Origin of the sequence: Thalassospira sp., assembly GCF_030690045.1 — a bacterium.
Taxonomy (GTDB): Bacteria; Pseudomonadota; Alphaproteobacteria; order Rhodospirillales; family Thalassospiraceae; genus Thalassospira.
Genome location: NZ_JAUYHK010000018.1, coordinates 70985 through 87415, shown reverse-complemented (window position 1 = coordinate 87415; position 16431 = coordinate 70985). Strand labels below are relative to the sequence as shown.

Sequence of the window (16431 nt, the reverse complement as noted above, 5' to 3'; positions counted from 1 at the left end):
AACCAGCATGTCCGCCGCCATTCGCAATTACGCCCTTGTCACCAGCGCCTATTGGGGGTTCACCCTGACCGACGGGGCGTTGCGGATGCTGGTTCTGCTGCATTTTCATGCACTGGGCTATTCGGCGTTTGAAATTGCCCTGCTGTTTGTTCTGTATGAATTTGCCGGGATTGTCACCAATCTGGTTGGCGGCTGGATGGCCGCGGCCCTTGGCTTGCGGGTCACACTTTATGCCGGTCTGATCCTGCAAATCACCGCCCTGTCCGCCCTGTCCCTGACCGGGCCAGACTGGTTGCCGTGGATTTCGGTGGCATGGGTGATGGGGTTACAGGCCCTGTCGGGGGTCGCCAAGGACCTGACCAAGATGTCGAGCAAAAGTGCAATTAAAATTCTGGTGCCCGATGACGCCCAGGGGGTGTTGTTTCGCTGGGTCGCCCTGCTGACCGGATCGAAAAATGCGCTAAAGGGGGTTGGCTTTTTCATGGGCGGCGCGTTACTGGCATGGCTGGGTTTTGCCGGAGCGTTGCTGGTGATGGCGATTGGCCTGACCGTGATCCTGATTGCCGTGGCTGTGGCCCTCGGCGCTGAAATGGGCCCGACACCGGGCAAGGCCAAACCGAAATTCCGCGAAGTTTTTTCAAAGGATCGCAAGATCAATTTCCTGTCCGCCGCCCGTGTGTTTTTGTTCGGGTCGCGCGATATCTGGTTTGTCGTCGGCCTGCCGGTGTTTTTGTCTGCTGAAATGGGATGGAGCCACATCGAAGTCGGCAGCTATATGGCGGCATGGGTGATCGGTTATGGTTTTATTCAGGCCGGTGCACCCAAAATCCTGCGCAGCCATCGCAAGGCCCCGGACGGGCGCAGTGCGCGGCTCTGGATTTTTGCCCTGATCCTTGTCACCGGGGCGATTGCCGGGGCAATCCTCTATGGCCTTGATCCGCGCTTTGCTGTTCTGGGCGGATTGCTGGTGTTTGGCATTGTCTTTGCTGTCAATTCATCGCTGCATTCCTATCTGATCCTTGCCTATGCCCAGGGCGACAAGGTGGCGATGAATGTCGGATTTTATTACATGTCCAATGCAATTGGCCGTCTGACCGGCACGGTATTGTCGGGGGTTGCCTATCTTTATGGCGGGCTGGCAGGATGTTTGCTGGTATCGCTGGCGTTTTTGCTGGTAGGCTGGGTGATCAGTTTTGGCCTGCCGGGCGCGACGCGGACGCCCGCAACGTCGGTCTGACCCGCACAGAAAGGGGCCGGGCCGATAAAACCCCCTTCGCAGATGCGATATAAGTGTTTGAAAAGAATCACTTCGCGATTTCACATAAATATAATTCCTCAAAACTCGTGACAAACCACATCATGTAGGGGTACGATTCGAATGTACGGTCAATAACTGGACCGCTAAGGGGGATAACGAGTGCCGCGAAACCGCGTTACAAATCGGACCTTCTCACCACCCGGACCGCAGATGCAACATGCTGCGGCGGACGGTGGAAGCCCCTTCTGCCCCCTTCATCGCAAGATGACATCAGACTGCGCGCCTTTCCTTGAATGGAATGGCGCGTTTTGCTTTTTTGGCAACCAAACCGCGAGGTGATTGTGATGGGTAAGCGCTTAACACGCCGTCGGAGCCGTCCGCAGCAAACAGATACCAATGTTCACGAACTGTTTGATGAAGGCAATTCGACCTGGCATCCATTGGTTGAAAAATCTGGCCCACAGGAGCAAGCACAGCGCGATCAAAGTTTCCGCCGTCATATCCGCCCCAAAAGCGCCAATCAGGCAGCCCTGATGGACGCCATTGACAACCACAACCTGATCCTTGCACTGGGACCAGCCGGGACCGGCAAAACCTATATCGCGGTGTCAAAGGCCGTCGAATCCCTTGAAAATGGTGATATTGGCCGCATCGTCCTTGCCCGCCCGGCGGTCGAGGCCGGGGAAAATATCGGCTTTTTGCCCGGCGATGTCGAAGCCAAGATGGCCCCCTATCTGCGCCCGCTTTACGATGCGCTGAATGATCGTCTGGGGGCCAAACGCCTGCGCACCTTCCTGTCGGATGGCACCATTGAAATCGCCCCGATCGGCTATATGCGCGGCCGCACCCTCAACAATGCCTTTGTGGTGATCGACGAGGCCCAGAACTGCACCTATGGACAGCTTAAAATGCTGGTCACACGTCTGGGCTGGAATTCCACCATGATCCTGACGGGCGATCCGGACCAGACCGACCTTCTGCCGGAACTTTCCGGCCTGTCGGAAATGTCGGACCGTCTGGAACATGTCGAAGACATCGCCTGTGTCCGCCTGAAAGACCAGGATATCGTCCGTCACCCGCTGGTCGCCAGCATGTTGACGGTTCTGTAACCGACACCATCCGAAACAACAAAGGCGGGGCCCTTCCCGGGCTCCGCCTTTTTATTATCTATCGTCCGCTGACCAGTTGCGGGTCGCCATTTGACAGGGGAATATCTTCCTGCCCGGCCTTTTTGGCCCGCACCGGATGCCAGAATTCCGGGTCTTCGGTATAGCCGCTGAATTCATCCAGATGGATGTCTTCGGGCGGTTCGGGATGGATGGTGATATCCAGATCGGGATATTCGGTGCGGATGCTGTCCATCACCTGATGGCAGATCGTGTGTGCTTCACGCATCAACATGCCACCATCCATGATCAGTTCAATTTCGGCAAACCGGTGAATGCCCGACGACCGGGTGCGCAGGCGGTGAATGCCGATCACCGATTTGTTTTTCATCGACAATTCAATAATCCGGCGGCTGTCCGATATTGGCAATTCCCGGTCCATCAAAACCGACACCGAATTGCGCCCGACCCGTGCCGCGGAATACAGCAAAAACACCGCCACCATCCCGCCAATCACCGGATCGGCCCACAAAAACCCGGATGCCCCCATCAACAGGGCAATGATCACCGCCAGATTGGCAAGGATATCGCCGCTGTAATGCAGGGAATCGGCATCAACCGCGACCGAACCCGATATGCGCACCGCCTTGCGTTGCAACAACACAAGCCCGATGGTCATCACCAGCGACACCCCCATGATCCACACACCTTCGGCGGCGAAATTCAGGGGTTGCGGGTTTGTGATCCGCGATGCCGCCTCGGCCAGAACCAGAACGGCGGCACCAATCATAAAGGCCGACTGAAACAGCCCGGCCAGCGGTTCGGCCTTGCCATGCCCGAAACGGTGATCATGGTCGGCCGGACGCCAGGCACTGCGCACCGCCATGAAGTTGATCACAGACGCGCCAACATCCAGCATGCTATCAATCATCGAGGATAAAAGACTGACGGAATCGGTCATGAACCAGCCGACCGCCTTGATGGCAATCAGGGTCGAGGCAATGACAATTGCGGCCGTCGTTGCACGACGCGCCCACAATTCTCTTTGTGCGATGTCAATGACGGGACATTGACTCATGATATATGGCCTTTGGTCATTAACCCATCCGGTGGGCGCTTTATATCCTGATACGACTCAAATGATAACGGCAAAAGCCATAAAAATAACGCTGTTGATGCTGCAAATAGCGCAAATTTGATATTCCGCAAGGTTTCCAAACTGCGTATGAGCGATTATATCGACCGCTTCGGGCTGACAAAAGGAAATACAGACCCCCATGATTGTCGAGACGGGACATTATGCCCTTGTGCTGGCCCTTGTAATGGCTCTGGCGCAATCCATCATCCCCTTCCTTGCCGCCAACCGGCAGGATCAGGCCCTGTTGCGCATCGCGCCACGCACCGCAATTGCCACCTTTATTCTGGTGGCGGTATCGTTTGTCGCGCTCACCTGGGCCTATGTCACATCCGATTTTTCGGTGCTCAATGTCCTGCAAAACAGCCATACGTCAAAACCGCTGATTTATAAAATCACCGGGGTCTGGGCCAATCACGAAGGATCGATGCTGCTGTGGATTCTGATCCTTGCCCTGTTCGGGGCGTCGGTATCGGCATTTGGCGGCAATTTGCCGCCCACCCTTCTGGCACGGGTTGTCGGGGTGATGGGGCTGATTGCCTTCGGGTTTCTGTTGTTTATCCTTCTGACCTCCAACCCGTTTGAACGGGTCTTTAACCCGCCGCTGGACGGACAGGGTATGAATCCCCTGTTGCAGGACCCCGGCATCGCCATTCATCCGCCTTTCCTGTATCTGGGCTATGTCGGATTTTCGGTCGCCTTTTCCTTTGCCATCGCCGCCCTGATCGAAGGCCGGGTGGACCCGGCATGGGCGCGTTGGGTCCGTCCGTGGACGCTGGCCGCCTGGGTGTTTCTGACCGCCGGGATCGGTCTGGGATCATGGTGGGCCTATTACGAACTGGGTTGGGGCGGATGGTGGTTCTGGGACCCGGTTGAAAATGCGTCCTTCATGCCGTGGCTGGCCGGAACGGCGTTGCTGCATTCCGCCATCGTGGTGGAAAAACGCGATGCACTGAAAAGCTGGTCGATCTTTCTGGCGATCATTGCCTTTTCCTTTTCGTTGCTGGGCACGTTTCTGGTGCGGTCGGGTGCGCTGACTTCGGTGCATGCCTTTGCTACCGATCCGACACGCGGCGTTTTCATTCTGATCCTGCTGTGTCTGACGGTGGGCGGGTCGTTTGCGCTTTATGCGTGGCGGGCTCCAACGCTGAAAGGTGGCGGGTTGTTTCAGCCGATCTCGCGCGAAGGGGCGCTGGTTTTCAACAATATTCTGTTGTCGATTGCCGCCGCCATGGTGTTGCTGGGAACCCTTTATCCGCTGTTGCTCGAAACCGTGACCGGCGAAAAAATTTCGGTCGGCGAACCGTTTTTCAACATGACCTTTGTGCCGATCATGACGCCCGTCATCATCGCCATGGCCATCGGGCCCTTATTGCCGTGGAAACGCGCCGATCTGTTTGCCGCCATCGGCAAACTGAAAATCGCCATTGCCAGTGTGGTCGTCGTCGTTCTGGTCACTTTCTGGCTGTCGGGGGGCCCGGCCTTTGCCCTGTTTGGCATGGGGCTGGCGATCTGGCTGTTTGTCGGATCGATGATTGAATGGGCCAACCGCATCAAACTGTTCCGCGAACCGCTGGGCACCAGTTTGCGCCGCATGCGCAACCTGCCGCGTGCCGCCCACGGCACCATGCTGGCCCATGTCGGGGTGGCAATTGTCGTTGCCGGAATCACCGGATCACAGGCATGGACCACCGAAAGCGTGCAGTCGCTGGCAGTTGGCGAAAGCACGGAAATCGCCGGTTACACCTTTGAACTGTCGGCCCTGCGTGAATATCAGGGCCCCAATTTCGCCGCCCGCGAAGGAACCGTGACCGTCTCGCGGCCCGGCGAAGCTCCGGTTTTGCTCTATCCTGAAAAACGGGTTTATACCGTCGAAGCCATGCCGACGACCGAGGCTGGAATCCGCTCATCCTTCACCGGCGATATCTATGCCGTACTGGGCGATCAGGATAGCAGCGGCAAATGGGTGACGCGCTTTTATGTCAAACCAATGATCCCGTGGATGTGGGCCGGTGGCCTGGTCATGGTATTGGGCGGTTTGATGTCGCTGTCGGATCGCCGATATCGTGTCGGCGCGCCCACCCGGTCGCACAAAACCAGCCCCGCCGCCAAATCCGCCCTTCCGGCAGAATGAACAGACAAGGGCAACAGGTATCATCATGACCATCTGGATTATCATCACAGCCGTAACCTTGCTGGTGGCGGGTTATGTTTTGTGGCCCTTGCGGCACCCGCACCGGGCGGCAGGCACCCCCGACAATGGCAATAACACCGACGACGATGCGGTGCCGGACGAACTGACCCGTGATCTGGCGGTATACCGCGATCAACTTGACGAAATCGGCCGCGATATCGAACGCGGTGTGCTGAGCGGGGAGCAGGCCACCGCCGCCCGGATCGAGGTACAACGCCGTATCCTTGCCACCGATCAACGTATTCAGGACCGCGCCGGAAAAACCAAACCCGGTGGCGCTGCCATTGTCCGTCCCATCGTTGCCGGATTTGTCGCCATATCAATATTGGCCGGCCTTGGCCTGTATCTGGATCTTGGCAGCCCGCAAACCCCCGACAGGCCAATCGTCAGCCGGGCCGATGAAATCGCCGCCATCCGCGCCAGCCAGCAACAGGATCAATCGCGTCAAGGTGCCCTGAACCGGGCCGTGGCCGATTTGTCCAACCGGTTGATCGAAAACCCCGATGATCTTGAAGGCTGGGAATTGCTGGGCAACAGCCTGATGGCGCTGGGTCGTCCCGAAGATGCCCAGACCGCGTTTCTGGAAACCATCCGGCTTTCGGACCGCAGCGGCGATTATCTGGCGATGTATGCCGAATCGGTTATTCGCAGCAACACCGGCCAGATCACCCCCGCCGCCTATTCCGCCTTGCAGGAAGCCGCCGACACCACCAGCCGCGACCCGCGCATTCCCTATTATCTGGGCATGTATGAGGCCCAGAACGGGGATGGGGCGGCGGCGGTCGAACGCTGGATCGTGCTGGTCAACAATGCCCCGGCGGACGCCAACTGGCTGCCCATGGTTCTGGGCCGGATTGACGAGGTTGCGCGTGTAGAAGGCATTGATCTGACCGGGCGCATCACCCTTGCCCCGTCTGCGGCCCGTGGCCCGTCCGAAGAAGACATGAAAGCCGCCGCCGAGATGACACCCGAAGAACGCGCCGCCATGATCGAAGACATGGTGGGGCGTCTGGCCGACCGGCTGGCAGAAAACCCCGATGATCCGGATGGCTGGGTCCGCCTGATGCAGGCCTATATGGTCACCAACCGCCCAGAACAGGCGCGTACTGCCTATCAGGATGCCCGCACTGCCCTTGCCGGGCAACCCGATATTCTGGAACGCCTTGACGATATTGCCCGCGATATGGGCGTCCCGGCTGGCTAAGCGGCGCACGCCGTTCCGAATCGACAATCGCGGCGCGTCCCCTTCTTTTGCATAGGGCTGACGCGCCGCGATTTTTTCGTTCCAAACAGGTTATCCAGATCGCGCAGTTTGGCAAAACCATCCCAAAACACCCAAGGTTTCTGCAAAAAACATCAAATTACCGCAAGGTTGAACAGAAAAAAACAATGTCCCCTTCTATATGAGAATAAGACTGGCTATAACCATGTCTGATTTTTTGGGGTATTCTGATTTCACCCACCCCCTTCTTAAGAATAAAGAGTCATACTAATGTCTGATGGGACCGGATCGACCACTAACGATCTTTTGCTGATTGAAGACAATCCCGGCGATGCCCGTCTGGTACACGAGGCATTGAAGGAATTTACGCATCCTGTCACATTGCATCACGTCAAGGATGGCATGACCGCGCTGCAATTCCTGCAACAGGATGGTCCCTATCGCAATGCGCCACGTCCGCGCCTGATTCTGCTGGACCTTAATATGCCGCGCAAGGATGGCCGCGAAATGTTGCGCGATATCCGCAACAATCCCCTCTCGGCCAGTATTCCGGTGATCATCCTCACAACATCCGGGGCCGAACGCGATGTCGATCTGTGTTATGCTGCCGGGGCCAATTGCTATTTGCGCAAGCCGGTTGATGTCACGGAATTTATCGATCTGATGAAAATGATCGAAACCTTCTGGCTTGGCACCGCACTGACCCCCTCGCGGTAATGCTTGCCATTGCCTGCCCAACTGCCGGTGTCTGCTGTGTTACAGGATTTCGCGTTTCGTCTTGCTGAATCTGCCCGGTCTGTCTTGCCTGCATGGCGCGATATCAGGCGATCCCCACGCGGGAACGGGCGGCATGGTATCTGGTTTCTGATCCTTGCCCTGACTTTCGCCGTCGCCTGCCTTGCCAGTATCGGGTCTGTCACATCCTCGATCCGCGAGGCAACCCGCCTCTCGGCCCAGCAAACCATCGGCGGCGATCTGTCCTTGCGGCTGTTTCACCGGCCCCCCTCCACGACCGAACGCGATTTCCTGCAACAATACGGCACCTACAGCGAAACCGCCGAAATGCGGGTGATGGTTGCCCCCGCACAAGGCGGTGCTGCCGTTCTGTCGGAACTCAAGGCGATTGATGCCGCCTATCCGTTATATGGCGATCTTGCACTGTTGCCGGATGGTCGGCCTATGGATGTGCTGGCCCCGGTCGATGGCATGTCGGGGGCGATTGTCGATGCCGACTTTCTGGATCAAACCGGGCTTGCCATCGGGGATGTCGTCCGCATCGGATCGGCGGATTTTACCCTGCGTGCTGTTCTGGACCGCGAACCCGAACGGGCCTTTCGGCTGTTTCGTCTGGGTCCGCGCATCCTGATCTCGCAAAACAACCTTGTCCCGGCCGGGCTGGCGCATCCCGGCACCCAGACATATTGGTATGCCCGCCTGAAACTGGCACAGCCCGATCAGGCCCCCGACATCATCCACGCTATCGAAACCCGATTTCCCGATGCGGGCTGGCGCATTGTCAATGCCGGGGATGGCATTCCGGGGATTGAACGCCTGACCGGCCTTGCCAATGATTTTGTCAGTCTGACCGGGCTGGCGGTCTTTGTGATTTGTGCGATTGGTATTGGCGGGGCCGTCCGCGCCCATCTGGCAGGCCGTCAAACCACGATTGCCATCCTGCGCAGCCTTGGCGCATCGCAACGGCAAATCCTGACATTGTTATTGCTGCAAATTCTGGGTGCCGCCGGGGTGGCGACTCTGGCCGGGCTGATCGTGGCACTGGCGGTTCAGGCGCCGTTGACCGGCCTGTTTTTCCCTAAACAGGCTTTTACCCTGCATCCTGCCCCGTTATTGCAGGCCGTCGGCTTTGCCTTTCTGTTCGCCCTGATTTTTGCGATTCTGCCCGTCACACGGGCCTGCCAGACCCGCCCTGCCCTGTTATTTCGCCACCAAACACTTCCTGTCTTGCCCCGGCGGGTGATGATCGTTCCCCTCGCCGTCACCTTTTTGCTGGTGATGCTGGCCCTTTTATTGCTGCTCTCCATGACCGGATCACCGCTATTTGCTGCGATTTTTGCTGTCATATTGGCGCTGTGTCTTGGTTTTTTCCGACTGGCAGGGATGGCTTTGCAGGTGATCTGCCGGTTGATGTCCGAACGTGTCCGGCATCCGGTGGCGCGGCTGGCCTTGCGCAATATCGCCCGGCCCGGCTCCGCGGCTCCGGCCATTGTCATGGCCTTGGGCATGACAGCCAGTCTGATGATTGCCCTTGTGGGGCTTGGGCATCAGGCATCACATCATTTGCGCAATATCCTGCCTGCCCAGTCCCCCGATCTGGTGTTTTTTGATCTTCCGCCCGATCAGGCCGGTCAATTTGAACAGGATGCCCGCCGCCTTCCCGATGTGACGCAAATTCGCCAGATGCCGTTCCTGCATGGCCGCATCACCCATATCAAAGGCATTGCCGTTGCCAACTGGCCGGTCCCGCGGGATATTGCCTGGGTCATTCGCGGGGATCGGGGCCTGTCATGGTCCGCCACCCCGCCCGATGACCGCCCCCTGATCGCCGGGGCATGGTGGGATGATCAACCGGCAACCGGGCAAGTTGCCGCCCTTGATGCCAATATTGCCGCCGGACTTGGCATCGGGATCGGCGATCAGATGACGCTGAATATTCTGGGACACCCCACCATCGTCACCATTGCCGCCTTGCGGCGGATCGACTGGACCCGTCTGGACCTTGATTTTCCAATCATTTTATCCCCGCCACGCACCATTCCGCCGCATGGGGTGGTCAGTGCCATCACAACCAATCCGGATGCGCAAACCCGCATCGCGGCATATTTGCAGGATCACTATCCAGCGGTGCCGATGATTGCAATCAAACCAGTATTGGCCCAACTGACCGGGTTGTTCGATCAGATTGCCCATCTTCTGACCGGGCTTGTAACCCTGACCATCCTTGCCGCCCTGTTTGTCACCGGCGGGGCGCTGGCCGCCCTCACACAACACCGCCTGCACGATACGGCAATGCTGCGGGTTCTGGGGGTGCGTCCGGGGCAGATCATCGCCACCGGCAGTCTTGAATTGCTGATCACCGGCCTGACCGCCACCCTGCTGGCGGGTGGCATCGGGATGGTTCTGGCGCAAATTGCCATCACCTCCCTGACCGATGGTGCGCCCCTGATGGTTCCGGTCATCCCGGTGGCGGGCCTTGTGACCGGCATCGGCATTCTGGCCGCCCTGACCGGCATGGCCTTGCAATCCCGCGCCCTGCATCGCCAGCCGGGCTGGCGTGGATAAAAAGAAAAGGGCCGCTGCATGATGCAGCGGCCCCTAAGGTCTTGATAGTCCCGAACGATCAGTTTTTCAGTGCCGCAATCCGGGCACGGGCCACCTTCAGTGCATGTTCGGCATTGGCCGTCTCATGCGCCGTGCTGGCGGCTTGCAGGTCGGCTTCGGCGGCGACAAGGGCTGCCTGGGCTTCGTCTGCCTTGATGTCGGAAACCGCAACGGCTTCTTCGGCCAGAATGGTACAGCGTTCGGGGTTCACCTCGGCAACACCACCGGCAACGAAGATCCGCTCTGAAACCTTGCCACCTTCATAGATTTCGATGACACCGGGACGGATGGTCGAGATCATCGGTGCGTGCCTGGGCAACACACCAAAATTCCCGTCCGTGCCCGGAACAACGACCATCTCGACCGGCTCGGATTTGAGCAGGGCAGAAGGCGATACCAGTTCCAGTACAGTCGTATCAGTCATGACAGTCCTCGCTCCTTACCCGGAGGGGGCGAAGCTGCATCAAGCAGCTTCGGCCATCTTCCTGGCTTTTTCGATGGCTTCTTCGATCGTGCCGACCATATAGAATGCCTGTTCGGGCATATGGTCATACTCACCAGCGACGATAGCCTTGAACGCCTTGATCGTATCTTCAAGCTGGACAAACACGCCCGGCGTACCGGTAAACACTTCGGCAACGTGGAACGGCTGCGACAGGAAACGCTGGATTTTGCGGGCACGGGCCACAACCAGTTTATCTTCTTCCGACAGTTCGTCCATGCCGAGAATGGCGATGATGTCCTGCAAGGACTTGTAGGTCTGCAAAATACGCTGCACGTCACGGGCAACAGTGTAATGCTCTTCGCCCACCACGCTCGGATCAAGCGCGCGTGAGGTGGAGTCAAGCGGGTCCACTGCCGGATAGATGCCAAGCTCGGCAATCTTGCGGTTCAGCGTCGTGGTGGCGTCAAGGTGGGCAAACGAGGTTGCCGGGGCCGGGTCGGTCAAGTCGTCGGCAGGGACGTAAATCGCCTGAACCGATGTAATCGACCCTTTTTTGGTCGAGGTAATACGTTCCTGAAGCGCACCCATGTCGGTGGCCAGTGTCGGCTGATAGCCCACTGCCGACGGGATACGACCCAGAAGGGCGGACACTTCGGAACCAGCCTGGGTAAAGCGGAAAATGTTGTCCACGAAGAACAGCACGTCCTGGCCTTCTTCGTCACGGAAATATTCCGCCAAGGTCAGACCGGTCAGGGCGACACGGGCACGGGCCCCAGGGGGTTCGTTCATCTGGCCGTAAACAAGTGCGGCTTTGGACGTTCCCTCAAGGTTGATAACGCCCGAATCCATCATTTCATGGTACAGGTCGTTGCCTTCACGGGTACGTTCACCCACACCGGCGAAAACCGAATAACCGCCGTGGCCTTTGGCCACGTTGTTGATCAGTTCCATGATGAGAACGGTTTTACCCACGCCCGCACCACCGAACAGACCGATTTTACCACCCTTGGTGTACGGTGCGATCAGGTCGATGACCTTGATGCCCGTGCTGAGGATTTCGGTTTCGGTGGACTGATCCATAAAGGACGGTGCTTCACGGTGGATCGGCAACGTCATTTTGGCGTTAACCGGGCCGCGTTCGTCAACCGGCTCGCCGATCACGTTCAGGATACGGCCAAGGGTTTCCGGACCGACCGGAACCTGGATCGCATCGCCAGTATCGATAACTTCCTGTCCGCGGCGCAGACCTTCGGTGGTGTCCATTGCGATCGTACGGACCGCCTTTTCACCAAGATGCTGTGCCACTTCAAGAACCAGACGCTGCCCGTTGTTATCAACATGCAGCGCATTGAGGATGGACGGCAGTTCATCGTCGAACTTAACGTCGACGACGGCGCCCATCACCTGGGAAATTTTCCCCACCTTCTTGTTCGCCATAGGTGTTGTCTCCTGCTCGGACAATATATCCGTTGTTCCTGCGACCCGCTTACAAAGCCTCGGCGCCGGAAATGATTTCAATCAGTTCATTGGTGATCTGGGCCTGACGCGAACGGTTGTAAACGATGCTCAGGTTGTCGATCATGTCGCCGGCATTGCGGGTTGCGTTATCCATTGCGGACATCCGCGCACCGTGTTCGGATGCACTGCTTTCCAGCATCGCACCAAAAATCTGGACACCGACATTACGCGGCAGCAAATCAGCCAGAATGGCTTCTTCCGACGGTTCATATTCATAAATCGCCGAAGTCCCGGTTTCAGTCGCATCGGTTTCCACCGATGCCGCCGCAAACGGAACAAGCTGCTGTTCAGTCACAGTCTGCGAAATCGCCGACACGAACTTGTTATAGAAGACCGTGCAGATATCGAATTCACCGTTATCAAACAGTGCCAGAATCTTCTCGGCAACCTTGGACGCCTCGGAGAAATCAATCCCCTTCTTGCCCTCGATGCCGCTATACCGGGCAACGATATCGTCGCCAAATTCACGTTTGAGCGCATCCGCACCCTTGCGGCCGACGCAAACCAGCTTCACCGTCTTGCCCGCCGCCTTCAGCGCACGGACCTTGATACGGGTCGCCTTGACGATCGACGCATTAAAACCGCCGCACAAACCGCGATCGGCGGTAAAGATGATCAGCAAATGCACATCATCCTTGCCGGTCCCGGCCATAAGCTTCGGCGCCCCTTGCGCCCCGCCAACAGCAGCTGCCAGACGGCCCAGCATCGTCCCCATGCGATCAGCATAGGGACGTGCGGATTCCGCGGCATCCTGCGCACGACGGAGCTTGGAGGCTGCCACCATCTTCATCGCCGAAGTAATTTTCTTCGTCGATTTGACGCTGGCAATGCGCGAGCGCAGCTCCTTGAGATTGGCCATGTGCGTTTCCTCCTTCGCCTAAAGTTTCAGACTTTTACGCGAAGGTTTTCGCGAACTTGTCGAGGAACGCCTTCAGCTTGGTTTCGGTGTCTGCCGACATCGCTTTTTCCGTACGGATTGCCTCAAGAATGTTGGCACCCGAAGTCCGCATCTCGGAAAGATACTGGGCTTCAAATGCACGCACCTTGCCAAGGGCAACACCGTCCAGATAGCCTTTAACGCCAGCGTAGATCACCACGACCTGCTCTTCGATCTTCAGCGGCGAATATTGCGGCTGTTTGAGCAGTTCGGTCAGACGCGCACCACGGGCCAGAAGCTTCTGGGTGGCCGGGTCAAGGTCGGATGCAAACTGGGCGAAGGCTTCCATTTCGCGGAACTGTGCCAGTTCCAGCTTGATCGAACCTGCAACCTGCTTCATCGCCTTGATCTGGGCCGCAGAACCCACACGCGAAACCGACAGACCAACGTTCACAGCCGGGCGGACGCCCTTGTAGAACAGGTCGGTTTCAAGGAAGATCTGGCCGTCGGTGATCGAAATCACGTTGGTCGGAATAAAGGCCGACACGTCGTTGCCCTGGGTTTCAATAACCGGCAATGCCGTCAGCGAACCCGCACCGTTTTCGTCGTTCATCTTGGCTGCACGTTCCAGAAGGCGGGAATGCAGATAGAAAACGTCGCCCGGAAACGCTTCACGTCCCGGCGGACGGCGCAGCAGCAGCGACATCTGACGATACGCAACAGCCTGCTTGGTCAAGTCATCATAGAAGATGGTGGCATGCATGCCGTTGTCGCGGAAATATTCACCCATCGCGCAACCAACAAACGGTGCAAGGAACTGCAACGGTGCCGGTTCGGATGCGGTGGCCGCCACAACAATGGTGTAATCCATTGCGCCGCGTTCTTCGAGAACCTTGACAACCTGGGCAACGGTCGAACGTTTCTGGCCGATGGCGACATAGATGCAGAACATCTTTTCGCCGTCATTTTTGGCCGCATCGTTCACCGGCTTCTGGTTCAGGATGGTATCGACGATGATCGCCGTTTTACCGGTCTGACGGTCGCCAATGATCAGTTCGCGCTGGCCACGGCCAATCGGGATCAGGGCGTCAATCGACTTGATCCCGGTCTGAACCGGTTCATGAACCGATTTACGCGGGATGATGCCCGGTGCCTTGACGTCGGCCAGACGGCGTTCGGTGCTGACGATGTCGCCCTTGCCGTCGATCGGGTTACCCAGACCATCAACAACACGACCCAGCAGGCCCTTGCCAACCGGAACGTCAACGATGTTGCCGGTCCGTTTGACGATGTCGCCTTCTTTAATCGCACGGTCGGAACCGAAAATCACGATACCGACATTGTCTTCTTCAAGGTTCAGCGCCATGCCCTTGATGCCGCCGGGGAAATCGACCAGTTCACCGGCCTGAACATTGTCAAGGCCATGAACACGGGCGATACCGTCACCGACAGACAGAACCTGACCGACTTCGGCCACTTCGGCTTCTGAACCAAAATTGGCAATCTGTTCTTTAAGAATAGCGGAGATTTCCGCAGCGCGGATTTCCATCACGCAACCCCTTTCATAGCGAGCTCGAGCTTCTGCAATTTGGTGCGAAGCGAGGCATCAAAAACCCGGGAACCGACCTTGACGACAAGACCGCCAAGAACCGCCGGATCGACATTGAGGTCCACCTTCACAGTGGCACCGACAACTTCCTTCAGAGCAACGGTTACCGCGTCGATCTGTTCCTGTTTCAGCTCGGATGCAGAAGTAACCAAAGCGGTCACTTCACCCCGATGAGCCGAGAGCATGGAAAGGTAAGCATTGATTACGCCCGGCAGAACGAACAGGCGGCGCTTTTGACACAGGAGGCCAACGGTCTTTTTGGTCAACTCGGATATGCCAAGCTTTTCCAGAAGGGCCGCCATAGCCTTGGCCTGCACGTCCCGGGAAATCACGGGACTACGGAGCACATTCCGCAGGTCATCGCTTTGCGCAATAACCTGGTCGAGCAATTCAAGATCGTTTTTCACAGCATCAAGCTGGCTGGCCTGATTGGCCAGTTCAAAAAGTGCGGTGGCATAACGCCCTTGCAGCCCGGTCGCGGCAGTATTTTGGGACACCGGTGAAAGCCCTCAATTCTGGTTATGAGAACGACTCGGATAGGTATAAAAAAATGGTCCCCCGGATGGCACGCCTTCCGGGAAGCGTGCGTTTGGTATCACATGTCCTTGACCGGAGCAACCCCCGCGCAACGCCATTTCCCCGGTCTTTTTCAATCTTGCGAAAATTGGCCTGCATCGGGCGGTCAGATGCCTGATTTCCGGCATGATCCGGGCCGGTTTCATGCTGCCAAAGTCTCATCATCCGATGACAGACACCCGATTGGCCGGTTTTGGGTGCGAATCCCTTTCAAAACAAACCGCGTCACAGCGGCAAAGGCTTCCCGTCATAAGGAACCTGACATCCAACCGGAGATATCTGATGAAACTGTTTCTTCTGGCCCCGCTGGCCCTCACCCTGACATGCGCCGCAATGTCGGCCCAAGCCTGCCAGACCGGTTATTACCGGTTTGTCGATACCGGCACCGGATCGCCCTGGAATATCGAAAATCGCGCCTATTACGACGATCAGGATGCCGCCAATGGCGTATCGGTTTTTGTCGATCTTGCCCCGGCTACCTATCAGACGATGGCAAATGATCGCCAGTCCGGCTTTGGTGCGGACACCAGCGTTTTCATGGTGCCCTGTTCTGCGGTGGTATCCCCCCTGACCGCAACACAGGACGGCAAAAAATACGAAGTCGGATCATGGATTTATCCCAGCGGCGGCAAATCCCCGACCCATGCAATGATTACCGCCCCGAATTACCCGGCGGCATCGGCCCCGCTGGCCGCTCAATCCACAATGGTTTTCTCGAACTAGGCCAAAACCATCCCACCGGATCACATTATATATGTGATCCGGTGCCATCCCCGGCGGCTTGCCATCTCCGCGCCCGGTTGATCGCCATCTTGGCCTGCACCGACCCATCCAGATCAATGCCGAACTGATCGGCCAGCCGATAAAGCAGGATCAGGACATCTGCGGCTTCACGCCCGATTTCATTCTGATCGACGGCTTCCACCGCCTCACGCAACTCATCCATTTCCAGTTTCGCCCGATCCACCAGCGCGACCGGCTCGCGCACCGGGCCGAAAATTTCTTCGGCCCAGGCACAGATCGACGCCTGATCTTCATCTTTTGTCGTTGTTTTTTCACTATTGTGCATCAGATCTAAACCTTACCATTCTCCAAATGTCTGTTTTACAGACAGGCAAAAAGACCCGCGTTGGTCAAGGGAGCAAAATGGAC

The 16431-nt window shown here is 57.5% G+C and carries 14 protein-coding genes; 7 read left to right on the top strand and 7 right to left on the bottom strand.

Annotation, left to right across the window (positions count from 1 at the left end; genetic code table 11):
• Positions 1-7: 7 nt before the first annotated feature.
• A complete protein-coding gene (gene arsJ, locus Q8O73_RS15445) occupies positions 8-1237 on the top strand; it encodes an organoarsenical effux MFS transporter ArsJ (RefSeq protein ID WP_305559084.1) in 1230 nt (409 codons plus the stop codon).
• A gap of 365 nt (positions 1238-1602) precedes the next feature.
• Entirely contained in the window at positions 1603-2367 is a 765-nt protein-coding gene (locus Q8O73_RS15440; protein ID WP_305559083.1) for a PhoH family protein, read from the top strand.
• Positions 2368-2425: 58 nt separating this feature from the next.
• Here Q8O73_RS15440 and Q8O73_RS15435 read toward each other — a convergent pair whose 3' ends face one another.
• Positions 2426-3442 carry a cation diffusion facilitator family transporter gene (locus Q8O73_RS15435; protein WP_305559082.1) on the bottom strand — a complete coding sequence of 339 codons (1017 nt, stop codon included), beginning with the start codon at positions 3440-3442 and terminating at the stop codon, positions 2426-2428.
• A gap of 199 nt (positions 3443-3641) precedes the next feature.
• On the opposite strand from Q8O73_RS15435, the gene Q8O73_RS15430 reads away from it, so the two are divergent.
• The 4 genes from Q8O73_RS15430 (at position 3642) to Q8O73_RS15415 (ending at position 10215) form a co-directional block, all read left to right on the top strand.
• Positions 3642-5633, top strand: a complete 1992-nt coding sequence (locus Q8O73_RS15430) for a heme lyase CcmF/NrfE family subunit (RefSeq protein ID WP_305559081.1) — start codon at positions 3642-3644, stop codon at positions 5631-5633.
• 25 nt (positions 5634-5658) lie between these two features.
• On the top strand, positions 5659-6897 hold the full coding sequence (gene ccmI / locus Q8O73_RS15425) for a c-type cytochrome biogenesis protein CcmI (protein ID WP_305559080.1): 1239 nt from the start codon (positions 5659-5661) through the stop codon (positions 6895-6897).
• A 288-nt stretch (positions 6898-7185) separates the two neighbouring features.
• On the top strand, positions 7186-7632 hold the full coding sequence (locus Q8O73_RS15420) for a response regulator (protein ID WP_305559079.1): 447 nt from the start codon (positions 7186-7188) through the stop codon (positions 7630-7632).
• 36 nt (positions 7633-7668) lie between these two features.
• A complete protein-coding gene (locus Q8O73_RS15415) occupies positions 7669-10215 on the top strand; it encodes an ABC transporter permease (protein WP_305559078.1) in 2547 nt (848 codons plus the stop codon).
• 58 nt (positions 10216-10273) lie between these two features.
• Here Q8O73_RS15415 and atpC read toward each other — a convergent pair whose 3' ends face one another.
• Genes atpC through Q8O73_RS15390 form a run of 5 tightly spaced genes read right to left on the bottom strand, consistent with a single transcriptional unit; the run spans position 10274 to position 15200 of the window.
• Positions 10274-10678 (bottom strand): ATP synthase F1 subunit epsilon, encoded by a 405-nt coding sequence (gene atpC / locus Q8O73_RS15410; RefSeq protein WP_305559077.1) that lies wholly within the window; start codon positions 10676-10678, stop codon positions 10274-10276.
• A 39-nt stretch (positions 10679-10717) separates the two neighbouring features.
• Positions 10718-12136 (bottom strand): F0F1 ATP synthase subunit beta, encoded by a 1419-nt coding sequence (gene atpD / locus Q8O73_RS15405; protein WP_305559076.1) that lies wholly within the window; start codon positions 12134-12136, stop codon positions 10718-10720.
• Between the two features lie 49 nt (positions 12137-12185).
• Complete coding sequence (locus Q8O73_RS15400) at positions 12186-13076, bottom strand: F0F1 ATP synthase subunit gamma (protein WP_305559075.1); 891 nt, start codon at positions 13074-13076, stop codon at positions 12186-12188.
• Positions 13077-13110: 34 nt separating this feature from the next.
• Entirely contained in the window at positions 13111-14643 is a 1533-nt protein-coding gene (gene atpA / locus Q8O73_RS15395) for a F0F1 ATP synthase subunit alpha (protein WP_305559074.1), read from the bottom strand.
• Positions 14643-15200 carry a F0F1 ATP synthase subunit delta gene (locus Q8O73_RS15390; RefSeq protein WP_305559073.1) on the bottom strand — a complete coding sequence of 186 codons (558 nt, stop codon included), beginning with the start codon at positions 15198-15200 and terminating at the stop codon, positions 14643-14645. Before Q8O73_RS15390 ends, atpA begins: the two co-directional genes overlap by 1 nt.
• A gap of 361 nt (positions 15201-15561) precedes the next feature.
• Here Q8O73_RS15390 and Q8O73_RS15385 point away from each other — a divergent pair, with 361 nt between their 5' ends.
• Complete coding sequence (locus Q8O73_RS15385) at positions 15562-16002, top strand: hypothetical protein (RefSeq protein WP_305559072.1); 441 nt, start codon at positions 15562-15564, stop codon at positions 16000-16002.
• 25 nt (positions 16003-16027) lie between these two features.
• Here Q8O73_RS15385 and Q8O73_RS15380 read toward each other — a convergent pair whose 3' ends face one another.
• Positions 16028-16348: a MazG-like family protein gene (locus Q8O73_RS15380; protein WP_305559071.1), complete on the bottom strand. Its 321-nt coding sequence runs from the start codon at positions 16346-16348 to the stop codon at positions 16028-16030.
• Positions 16349-16431 lie beyond the last annotated feature (83 nt).